This window comes from Massilia frigida (genome assembly GCF_011682175.1).
In the GTDB taxonomy this organism is placed as follows: domain Bacteria; phylum Pseudomonadota; class Gammaproteobacteria; order Burkholderiales; family Burkholderiaceae_D; genus Telluria_A; species Telluria_A frigida.
The window spans coordinates 190,947-206,120 of the sequence record NZ_WHJG01000009.1 but is presented as its reverse complement, the minus strand read 5'-3'; the positions used below and the strand labels follow the sequence as shown (position 1 = coordinate 206,120).

At 61.1% G+C, this 15,174-nt stretch carries 14 protein-coding genes and 1 pseudogene; 4 read left to right on the top strand and 11 right to left on the bottom strand.

What is annotated here, in order from left to right; genetic code table 11:
• Nucleotides 1-109: 109 nt before the first annotated feature.
• From F2P44_RS11970 to F2P44_RS11950, 5 genes are all read right to left on the bottom strand, one after another.
• A complete protein-coding gene (locus F2P44_RS11970) occupies nucleotides 110-673 on the bottom strand; it encodes a 3'-5' exonuclease (protein WP_167086919.1) in 564 nt (187 codons plus the stop codon).
• Nucleotides 624-1,859 carry a hypothetical protein gene (locus tag F2P44_RS11965; RefSeq protein ID WP_229423507.1) on the bottom strand — a complete coding sequence of 412 codons (1,236 nt, stop codon included), beginning with the start codon at nucleotides 1,857-1,859 and terminating at the stop codon, nucleotides 624-626. Before F2P44_RS11965 ends, F2P44_RS11970 begins: the two co-directional genes overlap by 50 nt.
• Nucleotides 1,849-3,075 carry a response regulator gene (locus tag F2P44_RS11960; RefSeq protein ID WP_167086918.1) on the bottom strand — a complete coding sequence of 409 codons (1,227 nt, stop codon included), beginning with the start codon at nucleotides 3,073-3,075 and terminating at the stop codon, nucleotides 1,849-1,851. Before F2P44_RS11960 ends, F2P44_RS11965 begins: the two co-directional genes overlap by 11 nt.
• Nucleotides 3,072-5,120, bottom strand: a complete 2,049-nt coding sequence (locus F2P44_RS11955) for an ATP-binding protein (RefSeq protein ID WP_370662679.1) — start codon at nucleotides 5,118-5,120, stop codon at nucleotides 3,072-3,074. Before F2P44_RS11955 ends, F2P44_RS11960 begins: the two co-directional genes overlap by 4 nt.
• A gap of 156 nt (nucleotides 5,121-5,276) precedes the next feature.
• On the bottom strand, nucleotides 5,277-6,116 hold the full coding sequence (locus F2P44_RS11950) for a substrate-binding periplasmic protein (RefSeq protein ID WP_167086916.1): 840 nt from the start codon (nucleotides 6,114-6,116) through the stop codon (nucleotides 5,277-5,279).
• Between the two features lie 256 nt (nucleotides 6,117-6,372).
• Between F2P44_RS11950 and F2P44_RS11945 the strand changes: the two genes are divergently transcribed.
• Entirely contained in the window at nucleotides 6,373-7,698 is a 1,326-nt protein-coding gene (locus F2P44_RS11945) for a serine hydrolase domain-containing protein (RefSeq protein WP_229423506.1), read from the top strand.
• A gap of 25 nt (nucleotides 7,699-7,723) precedes the next feature.
• On the opposite strand, the gene F2P44_RS11940 is transcribed toward F2P44_RS11945, so the two are convergent.
• Complete coding sequence (locus tag F2P44_RS11940; RefSeq protein WP_167086914.1) at nucleotides 7,724-7,861, bottom strand: hypothetical protein; 138 nt, start codon at nucleotides 7,859-7,861, stop codon at nucleotides 7,724-7,726.
• A gap of 118 nt (nucleotides 7,862-7,979) precedes the next feature.
• On the opposite strand from F2P44_RS11940, the pseudogene F2P44_RS11935 reads away from it, so the two are divergent.
• The 3 genes and pseudogenes from F2P44_RS11935 to F2P44_RS11925 all read left to right on the top strand — a co-directional run.
• Nucleotides 7,980-8,150: pseudogene (locus tag F2P44_RS11935) on the top strand (SRPBCC family protein); the annotation flags it as partial.
• 73 nt (nucleotides 8,151-8,223) lie between these two features.
• Nucleotides 8,224-8,823, top strand: a complete 600-nt coding sequence (locus F2P44_RS11930) for a YdeI/OmpD-associated family protein (RefSeq protein WP_167086913.1) — start codon at nucleotides 8,224-8,226, stop codon at nucleotides 8,821-8,823.
• A gap of 116 nt (nucleotides 8,824-8,939) precedes the next feature.
• Nucleotides 8,940-9,281 (top strand): gamma-glutamylcyclotransferase family protein, encoded by a 342-nt coding sequence (locus F2P44_RS11925; protein ID WP_167086912.1) that lies wholly within the window; start codon nucleotides 8,940-8,942, stop codon nucleotides 9,279-9,281.
• A 53-nt stretch (nucleotides 9,282-9,334) separates the two neighbouring features.
• Here F2P44_RS11925 and F2P44_RS11920 read toward each other — a convergent pair whose 3' ends face one another.
• The 5 genes from F2P44_RS11920 to alr form a co-directional block, all read right to left on the bottom strand.
• Nucleotides 9,335-10,705 carry a glutamine synthetase family protein gene (locus F2P44_RS11920; protein WP_167086911.1) on the bottom strand — a complete coding sequence of 457 codons (1,371 nt, stop codon included), beginning with the start codon at nucleotides 10,703-10,705 and terminating at the stop codon, nucleotides 9,335-9,337.
• Between the two features lie 11 nt (nucleotides 10,706-10,716).
• Complete coding sequence (fliD, locus tag F2P44_RS11915) at nucleotides 10,717-12,084, bottom strand: flagellar filament capping protein FliD (protein WP_167086910.1); 1,368 nt, start codon at nucleotides 12,082-12,084, stop codon at nucleotides 10,717-10,719.
• A 155-nt stretch (nucleotides 12,085-12,239) separates the two neighbouring features.
• A complete protein-coding gene (locus F2P44_RS11910) occupies nucleotides 12,240-12,560 on the bottom strand; it encodes a PilZ domain-containing protein (RefSeq protein WP_370662678.1) in 321 nt (106 codons plus the stop codon).
• A 61-nt stretch (nucleotides 12,561-12,621) separates the two neighbouring features.
• The gene (radA, locus tag F2P44_RS11905; protein ID WP_167086908.1) at nucleotides 12,622-13,998 is read right to left on the bottom strand and encodes a DNA repair protein RadA; all 1,377 of its coding nucleotides are present in this window, start codon (nucleotides 13,996-13,998) and stop codon (nucleotides 12,622-12,624) included.
• Nucleotides 13,991-15,097, bottom strand: coding sequence for an alanine racemase (gene alr / locus F2P44_RS11900; RefSeq protein WP_167086932.1), 1,107 nt, complete (start codon nucleotides 15,095-15,097; stop codon nucleotides 13,991-13,993). Before alr ends, radA begins: the two co-directional genes overlap by 8 nt.
• Nucleotides 15,098-15,174 lie beyond the last annotated feature (77 nt).

The following is a 15,174-nucleotide window of genomic DNA, read 5'->3' as shown; positions in this document are numbered from 1 at the left end:
CGGCATCATCTGCCTTAAAATGGATTCCTTGCGCTCTGCGGGATAACGATTCACAACATGTCTTTACTCCGCCCCCGGTGCGGTTTTTATGAATTAAATCACGCGACATCTATCCTGACACAGGGGGGTACCCGCAGTCTTGCCGCAACTGGTGCTTGTCGTAGTCGCCCCAACTGCAAAAAATCGGATTATCGAATGAATCTATCCACGTGGAGAAGCGCCCCATCACCGCGCTAAAGGAATCGGCGCTGTCGACCTTTTGCTGCGAGATGTTTGTCAGCTGCTTGCAAAAGGCCGTCAGTTGCGCGTGTCGAACTGGTTTGACGAACGCCTGGAACTGTCCATACGTGGAGGGGCCATCGCCGTACAAAGCAACCGCACCGATCTCGATGATCTCCATTTCATCTCTCGCAACCTGCCCTTCGTTGCAGCAGGTCGCCTCGAAATCGACAATGATGTAAGTCACAAATCCCCTATCGATTAAAGTATGAACCGTCAAAGCGCACACAGAAAAAGCCGTCCCATCGATTCCAACGCCAGCACGTTCGCTTGCACGCCTTTTTGCTTGGTCCCGGAAACCGCTACGCACCTCGCCGAACCGCAGCTTGTTGCCAGGGAAGCGATCAGAAGTAATACCCCGCTTGAAGATTGATGCGATGCGAAAAGCTGTCATGAAGCGGCGACGCCGCCGCAAATCCGCCAAAATCTGCCGACATATATGGCTGGTGCTTCGCGAGCATGAAGTCGGCATAGAAGAACCATTTACCTGAGGAAAAACTCAGCCCAGTCACATTTTGCAGCGAGCCCTTGAAGCCGCCGCTCTTCTTCTTCAGTGCGCTATAGTCGTTATAGAGTTTGAAGCCGGTGAACGGGCCCACGCTGCCGGCGATGTCGTAACTCACGTTGGTTACGTACACAATCCCCTTCGCTGCCACCGGATACGGGTAGCCGAAGGCACCCAGCATCACAAAGCTGTTCGGCTCAAGCCCTCCGAACGTCTCTCCAGGCAGGTGCCGCGTGGCATTGTTGTAATACAGCGCCTCGGCCATCAGCGTCCACGGCCCATGACTGCCTTTGGCATGGATCGCTGCCGCGCTGCGCCGGCTCCGGGCACCGGTATTGCTGCGGATCGCGCCGCTCAGGATGGAAAGGCCAAGTTCTGTGTTCGCCTGCCCCCCCACCTGCCAGGCCGCGCGCGCGACCAGGGTGTCGCGCTCGAGGTCACCTTGTCCCGTCCCGTAACCTTGCTTGTCATCGTCCGGCACGATGTTGAAGGAATACCGGTTCGAGGCGCGCGCGGTGTTACCGCCGCCACCGTACGCGCCGCCATCGCGTGGAAAGTAGGCGAGTCGCCATTCCACCGGGCCGCTGCGCCACGCATAGTTGAGCCCCAAGTTGTAAGTATCCTCGTAGCCGAGATAGTAGGCGATCGATTCGAAGAAGTTGTTGGAAGCGAAGGGGAGCAGGCCGAACGGCAGCTTGTCGAGACCGACGTGCAATTCGCTCTTGTCGCCAAAGCGCACTCCCGCCCAGCCATGATGCAGGAAATGATTGGTGTACCCACCCTGGCCGGCAGGAAAGCGGTTGTAGCGATATTGGGCGGACCCGATCAGGTATCCGTCGTCGTATTTCACGTCCAGGCGCACTGTATCGAGGCCGACGAATCCGTGCGGATGCTCGGGCTGCCAGCTCTTGTAGACGTAGTTGAAGCGTACCGCTCCTCCGATATCGAGTGGCGACGCCGGCGTATCAGCGGCGCCGGCGAAGCCGGTGCCGGCGAGCAGCAGGCCGCCGCACAGATAGTTGCGCAGTGTGCGTAGCGGCGGGAATGTCAGGTGCGCTGTGGTGCTATGGCTCATGCCGAGGCTCTCGCTGGATAGGAAGATGAACGGTGAATCGGCTGCCCTTGCCCGGTTCGCTGTGGACCTCGATGCGGCCGCCGTGGCGTTTCACGATCCCGTACGAGACCGACAGGCCCAGGCCGGTTCCGATGCCGATGGGCTTGGTCGTAAAGAAGGGGTCGAAAATGCGATGGATGGTCTCGGCGTCCATGCCGGTGCCGGTGTCGCCGATTTCGATCCAAATCCATTGCCCGGCCCGGCCGGTGCGTATCGTGATCACGCCCCTGGCGGCGATCGCATGGGCGGCATTGACGAGCAGGTTCATGAAAACCTGGTTGAGCTGGGAGGAGATGCACTCGACGGGGGGCAAGTCGCCGTACTCCTTGACGACGTCGGCCTTGTTCTTGATCTCGCTGCTGACAATGCGCAGGGTGCTGTCCAGGCCCTGATGCAAGTCGGCGAAGGTGGTGTCGGCATTGTCGGCGTGCGAGAAGTCCTTGAGCGACTGGACAATGTCTTTCACGCGCTGCAGGCCGTCGCGCGACTCGCTCATCAGTGTCGCGAAATCGTGGCGGATGAAGTCGACCTCGGCCGCTTCGTTCAGTTCCGCCATGCGCGCCGCGACCGCATGCGTGGCGCTGGCCGCCTGCTGGAAGTCGTCGATCACGCCGAACAAGGTCGTGACGTAGGTTTGCAGGCTCCCCAAGTTGCAGTTGACGAAGCCGATCGGGTTGTTGATCTCGTGAGCGACGCCAGCGGCGAGCTGTCCGATCGCCGCCATCTTTTCGGCCTGGAGAAGGCGATCGTTCGTTTCTCGCAGCAGCGCGTTCTGGGCCGAGAGCTGCCTGTGCATCTCGCGCAGGGCCAGGTGTGTGTTGATGCGCGCCAGCACTTCCGTGAGGCGGATCGGCTTGGTCACGTAGTCGACACCTCCCGCCTCGAAGGCTGCCACCACGTTGTCGCTGTCGGTCATGGCGGTCATGAAGATAACGGGAATCCGGGCCGTCTCGCTGTCCTGCTTCAGCCTGCGGCAAGTCTCCAGGCCATCGATGCCGGGCATCATCACGTCAAGCAAGACCAGGTCCGGCTGAACCAGGCGGCAGCGCTCCAGCCCTTCTTCGCCATCGCGGGCGACCAGCACCCGGAATTGTTTCTCTTCGAGGAACTCGACGAGCACGCCGATATTGGCGGGAACATCGTCAACGATGAGGATGGTCTGTCTTTCATGCTTCATGCGTCATTTTCCACGTATTGCAGAGCCAGTTCGACCAGCGCTTTGGACTGGTATTCCCTGGCCAATTGGCGCAAGGTCCGGGCGAATGCAGCATGCCGCATATCGGCACTTTCGATTTCGTCGGCCAATTCGCGGATGGCACGCATGTCGCCCTCGCGCGCCAGACGGGACAGCTGCTGCAGCTGGGCGTGGGGGGGCGGCGTCAGCTCGCTTGCGACGGCGGCGCTGTCCGTTGTCACGGCTTCCTCTTCATAACAGAGCGTCGCCCCGAGCAGGCGGCCCAAGGTCTCCAGCAAGCCATTCTGATGCACCGGCTTGGTCATGAAGGCGTCGACGCCGGCGACCCGGCTGTTGTCCTGGTCTGCCTCGGTGACGCTGGCCGAAATGGCAATGATCGGCAGCGCCGCCCCACCCGCCAGCCGGCGAATCTGCAAGGTCGCCTCGATGCCGTCCATCACGGGCATGACGATGTCCATCAGAACGGCATGCGGAGGGCGCGCGCGCACGCTGTCGAGCGCTTCCTGGCCATTACAGGCGAACTCGATGCCAAAGCCCATGCTGGTCAGCAGGTCGCCCAGCATATTCCGGTTGGCCGCGACGTCGTCGACAATCAGTATGGTCTTGCGCTCGCCCAGGTAGCCGATGACGTCGCGCTCGGCCGCCGGCGGCGCCGCCGCCGCGGCCGCCGGTTCAACTTCCAGGGTGAACCAGAAACGGCTGCCCATGCCCGCGGCGCTGGCAACCTCGATCTCGCTTCCCATCATGCGCGCCAGTTGCCGGCTGATCGCCAGGCCGAGGCCGGTACCGCCGAGCCGGCGTTGCGCCTCGCCGACCTGTTCGAAAGGCTGGAAAATGCTATCGAGCTGGTCGGCGGACATGCCCACGCCGCTGTCGCTCACTTCAAAGCACAGCGTCAGACGTCCATTGGCGCCGGCCGGGCCGGGGCTCGTCACGCGAAGGCCTACCTGACCCTGATCGGTAAATTTGATCGCATTGCCCAGCAGGTTAAGCAGGATCTGGAGCACACGCTTTTCGTCGAGTAGCACGAGCGGCAAATGGTCAGGGGCGGACACCTCGAAGGACAGGCCTTTCTGCTCGGCGCGCACCTGGATAATTCGCGTGGCGCCGGCGATGAAGGCGGTCAGATCGACCGCGGCGAGCAGGAGTTCAAACTTGCCGGACTCGATCTTGGCGAGGTCGAGCAAATCAGTAATAAGCATGAGCAAGTGTTCGCCGCTTTGCTCGATGGTGTTCAATCCGGCAGCCTGGCGTTCGTCGAGCGCCTTGTTCCGTTTCAGGATCTGGGCATAGCCCAGGATTGCATTGAGCGGCGTGCGCAGCTCGTGCGTCATGCTCGCCAGGAAGGTACTCTTCGCGCTGTTGGCGAACTCGGCCTGCTCTTTGGCAATTTGCAACTGCGCCGTGCGATCACGGACCAGTTCCTCGAGGTGCTCGCGGTGGCGCTGGAGTTCAAGTTCGGCGCGCGTGTGGTATTCGATCTCTTCCTTGAGGGCGATGTTCTTTGCCTCGATTTGAACGAAATAGGCTTGCAGCGCCTGCCGCGTATGCTCCACGCTACGCCCCAGGGCGCCGAGTTCATCGTCCCTTCGCCAGACGAAAGGAAGCGAGAAATCGCCTTGGGCCAGCCGCGCCGACTCCTGCATCAGGCGTTTGATCGGGGCCAGCAGGCGGCGCTGCAGCAGGGCGACGATCATGATCATCGACAGCAAGAGGGCACCGCCCACCGTCAGTGCAAAGTGGCGCCGCTCGTCCGCGATCTCGTCGTCGATCAGGCCGCCGGCCATTTCCAGGTCAACATTGCCGATCACCATGCCGTCGCGCGAGACTGTGCGTATCAAGTGGGCGCTGCGTCCGTGCCGGCGCGCCGGATACTCTTTCCACAAGAAATCGCCGGTCTTCTTGTCGCGTACCTTGATGGAGACGATGCGCTCATCCATGAATAGCGAAGCGAGCAAGGGGCGGCCAGAATCGGCATTGACGTTCCACAGGGGTTCCTGCATGCCCAGCGCCAGAATGTCAGTCACGTGGCGATGCTCGAATTTCCAGCGGGTCATCATTGCGTGCTCACGGTTGCGATTGCTGTAAACATTGATCGAGGCGGGGACTAACAGTCCGACCGCGACTGCCAGTACGATTGCAAAACGCAGCTTCAAGGCAAACTTTCGATAAGGGCGTGGTGGCTAGCGGCGTACCGCACCCAAGCTGCGGCCGAGCTGGTCAAAATACCCATTCTCGATTTTCGCAATATCGGTTTGCAGCAGGGCGGCGTCGTAGGATTGCTTTAGTTTCAGGCCCAGCGGCGTGCGCTGGAAGCATACGTGCAAGGTCAGTTCGGCAAGGGGACGCTCGTCGAACACCAACTGTGTGCGTTCCTTGCTCAACGTGGGATCGGACGCGAGAAGATAGCGCAGCACAGCTTTGTCGATCACCACCGCGTGAATCCGGCCGGCCAGCAGCTTCCTCAAGTTGATGATGTCGCTCTCCGATGCGTCGACCGACAACTTGCCGCTCTTGACCATCTGGTCGAACGCGTCGCCGTTCGAGTAGCCCAGGACCACACCAAGCTTGTTGCCCGCCAAATCGTCCAGCACGCGCCAGCGCAGGGGGGCCTCGGCCAGCATCGCCAGGCCCACTGTGCTCTTCCCCATCGGAGTGGAAAAATGACATTGGCGGGCCCGTTCAGCCGTATGATAGGCGGGGAAGTAGCCGACGAAATCGGGATCGCTGCCGCCGGCCTGCATGGCGCGCTTCCAGGGAAAGTAGTCGATCCTGATGCCATAACCGAAGCGCGCAGCGACTGCCTTGGCCACTGCCCCGGACAGGCCGCCATCGGGAAGACCGCGGCCGACGTAAGGCAACCATTCCAGGCTAGCAAGGTGCAGCGTCGGCGTTTCGGCGCGCGCCGGCTGAGGCGGCCCGGCAAGGGCGCCGAAGACCAGCAGCAGCGAGCCTATGCATTTCATCTTGCCCCCCTCAATCGAATGAAACCAGTGTACCGCCGAATTGTGACGCGAGAGCATATCCGTTGTCGCGCGCTAACAAATTATTTACAAGGTGAGCGCGGCGTGACCTCTAGCCAGTCGGAGAAATGGTCGGCCTGCTAACGGCGCCGGCAACAATAATGAATATGTGTGATGCTAATGTCTCGCGTCATCCGGATGCGTCGAAAGAAAGGTGTCTACCCGAAAGTAATCCGGGCGGAATCCATGTTGCCGGCATCGGGCGGCGAACCTTGCAGATCAGCGCTAATCACCTAAAAAAATGTCCAAGATGTCTATGACCAATGCGCCGACCGCCCTAGACAAGGGGTTTGCTGCGTCTATCGACGCCACTATCGTCCCGTTCTACAAGGCCGATGAACCAGGCGCGACTGTCATCGTCACGCTCGATGGCAAGACGGTGTTCCGCCAAGCCTACGGCATGGCCAACATCACTAAGCAGGAGCCGATGACGCCAGAGGCAACATTGCGTCTTGGCTCGATTAGCAAACAATTCACCGCCGTTTGCATTTTGATGCTGTTTGAGGAAGGCAAACTCCGCCTCTCCGACGAGATCATGCGGTTTCTGCCCGACTACCCTGCCCAGGGACGGCAAATCACAGTCGAACACCTGTTGACCCACAGTTCAGGAATTGTCAGCTTCACCAGCAAGGAGGATTTTGATGCCAACATTGCCAGGGAGCTCACGGTGACCGACATGATCGATAGCTTTAAGAACGATCCGCTCGAGTTCGCTCCTGGTACAGCCTTCAACTACAACAATTCGGGCTACTTCCTGCTCGGCGCGATCATCGAGACAGTCTCGGGGAGGTCTTACGCCAGGTTTGTCGAGCAGCGCATATTTGTTCCACTGGGCATGAACCGCAGCTACTATGAAGGCCACGAACTGAGCCCGCAGCAGGTTGCGGCCGGGCATACCCACCGCGATGGCGTTTTCGTTCCATGCGATCCGATGAGCATCAGCCAGGTGTACGCGGCCGGAGCACTGGTCTCGAACGTGAACGACATGGCGCGCTGGGAAAACGCAGTCGCTAGCGGCAAGCTCATCAGCGCAGCGAACTGGAACAAGGCATTCACGTCCTACCGGCTGGCGGACGGCAGCGCGTGCGGTTACGGCTATGGATGGGAAGTCGGCACACTACAGCAGCGACCGATGCTCGCCCACAGTGGTGGCATCAATGGCTTCATGACCTGCGCGCTGCGCCTGCCGGAAGACAAGCTTTTCGTGGCCGTTCTGAGCAACGCTGACTTCGGTATCGTGGATCCGGAATATATTGCACATAAAATTGGTGCGATGGCGATCGGCGCGCCGCTGGTGGATTTCGAGGAGATCAAGCTAGACGCCGAGGTGCTCGACACCTATGTCGGCGTGTATACCGTTAACGCTTCGGAGCAACGCACTTTCTGGCGTGATGGCGGCCAGTTGCTGATGCTCCGCACCGGTGGCGACGTCACGCCTGTGCATCCTTATTCGGCCAACGGATTCTTTATCAAGCACACGCTAGTCCATATGGAATTCGTGCGCGACACGGTTGGCGCGGTAGCCAAAGTCGTTCTCCACCAGCATGGCGAAGTGAACGAAAATCCACGCGTGACAGCTTGATTCCAACAAAAACATGGGCACTGGTTCATAAAGGGAGGTGTAAGCCGGAACCGCCGAAAATTCCGTCGGAAATCGTCTCCAGAGTGGTTTTCGGCTTGGCGGCGGCGCTGCCGGAAAACAACTGTTTAACGTCGCCCCGCATCAGTGCTGGCTTCTCGCCCATGACGGAAATTCCGGGGGCTTCCGGCTTACACCCACATAGGGGGCGTTACCTATCGTTCGGTGACGCGAATATACTTTGATTCCAGAGGTGTTTTCGCCTGTTACTCTTTTACATAGGAATCCTTACGGTCCCCCACACCCGCACCGTTGTCGTTGAACGCGACTTTCCGCATCCGGCCGAAAAGATCTGGCGCGCGCTCACCCAGCCGCACCTGATCGAAGCCTGGCTGATGAAGAGCGATTTTGCCCCCGTGCCCGGTCACCGCTTCAGTTTTAATGCGGACTGGGGGCTCGGTGGCGGAACTGGAGAATGTGCTGTCCAGGGAAGACTGATTAAGCGGAGAGACGAGGAGGAATTCGGCGATGAATCAAGAAACCGGCACCGATCCGAAGGTCGACGCGATGCTGCAAGGGGCGACCAGCTGGCGCGACGAGTTCGCGCTATTGCGATCGATCGCGCTCGGCTGCGGCCTGACGGAGGAATTGAAGTGGGGCCAGCCCTGCTACGCGCATGAGGGCAAGAATATCGTCCTCATCCATGGCTTCAAGGAATATTGTGCCCTTCTGTTCTTCAAGGGCGCGCTGCTCGCCGATCCCAAGGGCATCCTGGTCATGCAGACCGAGAACGTACAGTCCGCACGCCAGGCCAGGTTCACCAGCCTTGCGCAGATCACGCGGCAGCGCAAGGCCTTGACGGCCTGCATCCTCGATGCGATCGAGGTGGAACGCGCGGGCCTGAAGGTCGCCTTGAGGGAGACGTCCGAGTTTCCGACGCCGGAAGAGTTTCAGGTCAGGCTGGCCCAGCTGCCAGCGCTCAGGACTGCCTTCGACGCATTGACACCCGGCCGCCAGCGCGCCTACCTGCTTCATTTTGCCGGCGCCAAGCAGTCGAAAACCCGAGCGTCACGGGTCGAAAACTGCATGCCGCTGATCCTCGATGGCCTTGGACTCAACGACCGGTAACTGACGCGATCGCCACGGCCTGTGTGCCGACGGACTTTTCAGTGCATACTTCATGACGCCAAGCCGCTCACATCAACGTTGAGCATAGCGAACCTATTTAATAAAAACTCCCACCTATGACGCAACTTCTCTTTTCGTATGGAACGCTTCAGCAGCGTGATGTGCAACTGGCCACCTTTGGCCGGGAGCTCCACGGTAGCGCCGACCAATTGCTAGGTTTTCATACATCAATGGTAAAAATTGAAGACCCGCAGGTCGTCAAGACCAGTGGGAAGAGTCACCATCCCATCGTTAAACAGACGGGCATAGCCGAAAACCGCGTTGCTGGAACCGACTTCGAGGTGACGAGCGATGAACTCGCGCATGCAGACAACTATGAAGTATCAGACTACAAGCGCGTCTCGGCCTTACTGTCCTCCGGACGAACGGCTTGGGTGTATGTGGACGCGCGTGCATAGCACGGTCCGCACGTCGAATTCAGGCAGACATCCACTGGCGCTCGACTTCTGTCCTACACATGCAACAACAAGTGCTCGCGTTCCCAGGGGCTGATCACCGTCATGAATTCGAGGTGCTCCTGATCCTTGATGGCCGCATACACGTCGACGAAGCGCTCGCCCAGCACTTCGCGCAACTTGTCCTCCGCGCGCAGCAGGTGCAGCGCTTGCGGCAAGCCCCGCGGCAACTCGAAGTCGAGCGCGTGCGCGCTGCCGACCGTCATCGGGCTCGGTTCGGTTTCCTCCGTCATGCCCAGGTAACCGCATGCCAAGGTGACGGCAAACGCCAGGTATGGATTGGCATCGGCCCCGATCACCCGGTTTTCGACCTTGCGCTCCTGCGGCGTCGACTCCGGCACCCGGAACCCGACCGTGCGGTTATCCAGCCCCCATTGCACATTGATGGGCGCGGTGGTGTGGCGCACGATGCGCCGGTACGAATTGACATAGGGCGCGGCGAGCGCCATCGCCGCCGGCATGTAGCGCTGCAATCCACCGATGTAGTGATAAAAGGCCGGCGACGGCGCCCCTTCAGGCGTACTGAACAGATTCAGGCCAGTGCGGCTGTCGGTCACGCCCTGGTGCACATGCATCGCCGAACCCGGTTCGTTGGCCAGCGGCTTGGCCATGAAGGTGGCATACATATTGTGCTTGAGCGCCGCCTCGCGCAAGGTGCGCTTGAAGAAGAACACATTATCGGCCATGGTCAAGGGCTCGCACGAGAGCAGGTCGATGCCGAACTGGCCGGCGCCGATCTCGTGAATCAGGGTGTCGACATCGAGCTGCATGAGGTCGCAAAAATCGTAGATATCCTCGAACAGCGGGTCGAATTCGTTGACGGCATCGATGCTGTAGATCTGGCGGCTGGTTTCGGCCCGCCCGCTGCGGCCGATGGGGGAGCGCAGCGGCAGGTCGGGATCGTTGTTGCAGGCAGTAAGGTAAAACTCCAGTTCCGGCCCCACGCTGGGCGACCAGCCCTTGTCCGCATACAGCTTGAGCACGCGCCGCAGCACGCTGCGCGGGGCGAAATCGACCAGGCTGCCGTCGGAAAAGTAACAGTCGTGGATGACCTGGGCGGTGGGGTCCAGCGCCCACGGCACCACGGTGATGGTGGACGGGTCGGGCCGCAGCACCATGTCGCGGTCGGTCTCGGAGATGGCGCGAAAATAAGCCACGTCGTTGGCCGGATAATTGCCGGTGACAGTCATGCCGAGCACGGCTTCGGGCATGCGCATGCCGCGTTCCTTGGTGAATTTGGTGCGCGGGAGGATCTTGCCGCGCGCAACGCCGGTCAGGTCCGGCACCAGGCACTCGATTTCGGTGACCTGGCGGTCGTTGAGCCACAGGTCCATATCGCTATAGGTAAAGTTCTTGCGAACTGCCATTCCACATCTCCTCAAGCCATGAAGTCGAACAGCGACTTGGCGCCCCCTCCCGGCAGGCCGGGCAAGGCGCTGTTGGCGCCGCCACCCTGGCTTACTTCCGTGTAACGCGCGACCAGATTGGTCGCCTGCGCCGTCAGCGCGTTGGTCAGGGTGGTTTTCTGGCTGGTCAGGGTGGCGATACCACGGTCGGTACTCAATTTTTCCTTGCTGATGCTGCTCCCGGCACCGAGCAACTGGCCAAGTTGCGCGTCGAGCTTGTCGGCAATGCCGTCGCCGCCATCGGTGAACAGCTTGCTGATCGCGCCCGGATCGGCCAGCACCGCCGCTTCCAGCGCCTTGGCGTCAAGCTTGAGCGCACCGTTCTTATCGAGCGTGATGCCGGCTTTTTCCAGCGCCGCGCTGTTGCTGCGCACCATGCTGGTCAATTGATCCTGTGCCTGGCGCAATGCCGGGTCGGATTTGAGGCCGCCCTGCTGCAACGTTTGCAAAGTCGACGCCACCTTGTTGTAGCCATCGATAAAATTGCCGATATTCTTGGCGATGGCGCCATTTTCCTGCGCCACGACCACTTTGGAACTGCCCTTGCCGGTCAGCGCCAGCGCCGTGCCGCCGATCTGGCCGGTGATGACGTTGCTGGAACTGGTGACGCGCTTGCCGTCGATGTTAAGCACAGCGTCCTGGGCGGCACTGCCCGCCGTCAAGTTCTTGAGGCCCGCCGGGTTATAGGCGAGCAGTTTCTCGACCGCTGCATCGCCTCCGGCGCTGATGCGCATGCTGCCGGCCGCGCCTTCCGGCCCGGTCAGCTTGAGCGCATAGCCGGCGCTGCTTTTGACGATGGTGGCGTCGATGCCCGCCGCCTTGAAGGCGTCGGCCATGCCTTGCAGGGTATTGTTGCTGCTGTCGATAATGATCGACCGGGCGCTGCCGTTGGGCGTAAACGCGTTGCCGGACTCGGTGCCGAATTCAAGCTTGATGGCGGTGGCGGCGCCACTGCCGATGACCGTGTCTTTTTCTTTCTGCGCGCGCGCCAGCAGGGTTTGCGACTGGGCAAGCTGCTGGACGTCGATGGCGTAGCTGCCTGCCTTGGCGCCGGTCATGGTCAGCGCGCTCAGTACGTTGGCGCTGGAGGATGTGGCGCCCGTCTGCAAGCCGGCGCCGGATAGCGACTGGGTCAGCGACTGGAAGTTGGCCAGGGCGCTTTGCAGCTGGCCGAGGCCGGACAGGCGGGTCTGGTCGCGCGTGAGCTGGCCGCTGAGTTTCTGGATGCCGGCGTTTTGCGTCAGCAAGGTCTTGCTGACCCTTCCGTACATCTCGGCGGAACTGGCATTGCCCGAGTTGAGCCCGTTCAAGACATGATTGGAATTGATGGGCAGCGCCATGAAGATGACCCTCTTTTTACGTTTAACGTAAAGGTAACACACTCGCCTCCGGCACCACGTTCAAATTCCTGGCGCAGTCCTGAGGCAGATCAAGGGCTGCGGGGAAAAAGCTTATGCCGGCTCAAGCGAGATGCCCGCCCGGCGAACGAGCGCAGTCAGCGCATGAACTTGACCAGCTGCGTCATCCCCGACAAGCTGAGATTGAGGAAGTTGAACCCGACCTTGAAGTCCCCATGGCTGAGAATGCAGTACGAGGCCCGCGAACGCACCTCGATCGCGGTCACGCTGCCGTCGACCACCAGGTCGAAACGCAGCAGCGCTTCCGCGCCCACCTGGACCGGATCGGGCGACATGACGCACATTCCGCTCGACCCGATATCCACCGTGCGCACCATGACCGGCGAAAAGCCGTCCACCACCACGATGGCCTTGACCTTCAATATTTTTCGCTGTGACTGTCGTTGTTCACTAAACACATTGGTCCCGTGGCATGCCTGATATATTTACATTATAGTACCAAAGAGCAATAGATGTTAACTAATCGAGCTCGCGCAGTTTGTTAAATGCCTCATCGATACGCTCGACCGCCACAATCGTCATGCCTTCGATTTTTTGCTTGGGCACATTTGCCTTTGGAATCATCGCAATCGAGAACCCCAGCTTGGCCGCTTCGCGCAAACGCTCCTGGCCGCGCGGCGCCGGCCGGATTTCGCCCGCCAGCCCCACTTCACCGAAGACGACCAGCCCGCGCGGCAGCGGTTTGCTGCGCATCGACGAGTTAATCGCCAGCAGCACCGCCAGGTCGGCCGCCGGTTCGGTAATCTTGACCCCGCCCACCGCATTGATAAACACATCCTGGTCGAAGGCGGCGATACCGGCGTGCCGGTGCAGCACGGCCAGCAGCATCGCCAGCCGGTTCTGCTCCAGCCCCACCGACAGGCGCCGCGCATTGGGCAGGTGGCTGGTATCGACCAGCGCCTGGATTTCCACCAGCAAGGGGCGCGTGCCTTCCTGCGTCACCATCACGCACGAGCCGGGCACCTGGTTGTCGTGCTGCGACAAAAACAGCGCCGACGGGTTGGACACCCCTTTCAAGCCTTTTTCGGTCATGGCGAACACGCCCAGCTCGTTCACCGCGCCAAAGCGGTTCTTGATGGCGCGCACCAGCCGGAAACTGGACTGGGGATCGCCCTCGAAATACAGCACCGTATCGACAATATGTTCCAGCACGCGCGGCCCGGCCAGCGCGCCCTCTTTCGTCACGTGGCCGACCAGGATGATGGTCACCCCGGTCTGCTTGGCCACGCGCGTGAGCTGCGCCGCGCACTCGCGCACCTGCGCCACCGAACCGGGCGCCGAGGTGAGCGCATCGGAATACACGGTCTGGATCGAGTCGATCACCGCCACTTCGGGCTTCAGGTCGGCCAAGGTCCCGAGAATCTTCTCGAGTTGGATCTCGGCCTGCAGTTTAAGTTCCTTGCCGTCGACGCCGAGCCGGCGCGCGCGCAGGGCGATCTGGGCGCCCGATTCTTCGCCGCTCACATATAAGGTACTCTTGATATGCGAAATATTGGCCAGCGCCTGCAACAGCAGGGTCGATTTGCCGATGCCGGGGTCGCCGCCGATCAGCACCACCCCGCCCGAGACCAGGCCGCCGCCCAGCACGCGGTCGAATTCCTCGATGCCGGTGCCGAAACGCGGCACGTCGACCGCCTCGATGTCGGCCAGCGACAGCACCGGCGCGGTCTGCGCCAGGCTTTTGTGCTGGGTCTGCGACAGGCGGTTCACGCCGGGCGTGTCGAGCACCGTCTCGACCATCGTGTTCCACTGATGGCAGGCTGTGCACTGCCCCGTCCATTTGCTGCTGATCCCGCCGCAATCGCTGCAGGTGTAGTGCGTTTTAGCTTTAGCCATTGAAATCCAGATTGCCTTCCACGACGCGCACGCGGGGCGCCAGCGCGCACATTAATTCATAGCCGATGGTGCCGGCGGCGTTGGCCACGGTATCGATCGGCAGTCCGGCGCCCCACAGCACCACCGCGCTGCCGACGCCGGCATGCGGCACGTGGGTCAGGTCGACCGCCATCATGTCCATCGAAACCCGGCCCACCAGCTTGGTGAGGATGCCATCGACCATGACCGGGGTGCCGTGCGGGGCGTGGCGCGGGTAGCCGTCGGCATAGCCGCAGGCAACGATGCCAACCGTCATCGGCCATTCGGCCTGGAAGCCGCTGCCGTAGCCGACCGAGTCGCCCGCCACCAGGTCTTGCACGCCGATGATTTCACTGGCCAGTGTCATGGTCGGATGCAGGTCGAAGGCGGCCGCGCTGCGTCCACCGGGCGTACCGCCGTACAGCATGATGCCCGGGCGTACCCAGTCGTTCGACAATTCGGTCGACAGCGCCGCCTGGTGCAGCACGCCGCCCGAGTTCGACAGGCTGCGCTGGCCCTGCAAGCCGTCCGCCCCCAGGCAGAAGCGGCGCACCTGTTCCAGCACGGTCAGGCGCGGATGTTCGAGTTCGTCGGCATTGGCGAAGTGGGTCATCAGGGTGATCTCGCGCACTTGCGGGATGGCGCGCAGGCGGGCGTAAGCGGCGCCAAAAGCTTCCGGGCGGAAACCGAGCCGGTTCATGCCGGTATTCATCTTCAGATGCAGGTCGATCGGGCCGCTGAGCGTGGCTTGTTCCAGCATGGCAATCTGTTCGACCGTATGTATGGCGCTGTTGAGCTGGTGGCGCACCAGCAAGTCAACGTCGCCGGCATCGAAAATCCCCTCCAGCAAGAGGATCGGGCGGGTCCAGCCCAGTTCGCGCAGGCGCACCGCGTTCTCGGTTTCGATCAGGGCCAGGCCGTCGGCATCGGCGAAGCCGCGCATGCCGCGCTCCAGTCCGTGGCCGTAGGCGTTGGCCTTGACCACCGCCCACACTTTGGCGTGCGGTGCGCAGTCGCGCGCCCGCATCAGGTTATGCTGCATGGAATCTATGTGAATCGTGGCGATTAGCGGGCGCGGCATGATGCGAATGGGAGTGATTGGCAAGCTGCTATTTTACCGGACGCAGCCCGCCACGGCATGCCGATTTCTTTGGCTTC

Bases quoted from the DNA above. Each gene is read 5' to 3' on its own strand.
- F2P44_RS11920 (WP_167086911.1), bottom strand. From the start codon at position 10,705: ATGGCAGTTCGCAAGAACTTTACCTATAGCGATATGGACCTGTGGCTC.
- fliD (WP_167086910.1), bottom strand. From the start codon at position 12,084: ATGGCGCTGCCCATCAATTCCAATCATGTCTTGAACGGGCTCAACTCG.
- F2P44_RS11970 (WP_167086919.1), bottom strand. From the start codon at position 673: ATGACAGCTTTTCGCATCGCATCAATCTTCAAGCGGGGTATTACTTCT.
- F2P44_RS11930 (WP_167086913.1), top strand. From the start codon at position 8,224: ATGAATCAAGAAACCGGCACCGATCCGAAGGTCGACGCGATGCTGCAA.
- radA (WP_167086908.1), bottom strand. From the start codon at position 13,998: ATGGCTAAAGCTAAAACGCACTACACCTGCAGCGATTGCGGCGGGATC.
- F2P44_RS11940 (WP_167086914.1), bottom strand. From the start codon at position 7,861: ATGGGCGAGAAGCCAGCACTGATGCGGGGCGACGTTAAACAGTTGTTT.
- F2P44_RS11945 (WP_229423506.1), top strand. From the start codon at position 6,373: ATGACCAATGCGCCGACCGCCCTAGACAAGGGGTTTGCTGCGTCTATC.
- F2P44_RS11950 (WP_167086916.1), bottom strand. From the start codon at position 6,116: ATGCTCTCGCGTCACAATTCGGCGGTACACTGGTTTCATTCGATTGAG.
- F2P44_RS11965 (WP_229423507.1), bottom strand. From the start codon at position 1,859: ATGAGCCATAGCACCACAGCGCACCTGACATTCCCGCCGCTACGCACA.
- F2P44_RS11960 (WP_167086918.1), bottom strand. From the start codon at position 3,075: ATGAAGCATGAAAGACAGACCATCCTCATCGTTGACGATGTTCCCGCC.
- alr (WP_167086932.1), bottom strand. From the start codon at position 15,097: ATGCCGCGCCCGCTAATCGCCACGATTCACATAGATTCCATGCAGCAT.
- F2P44_RS11925 (WP_167086912.1), top strand. From the start codon at position 8,940: ATGACGCAACTTCTCTTTTCGTATGGAACGCTTCAGCAGCGTGATGTG.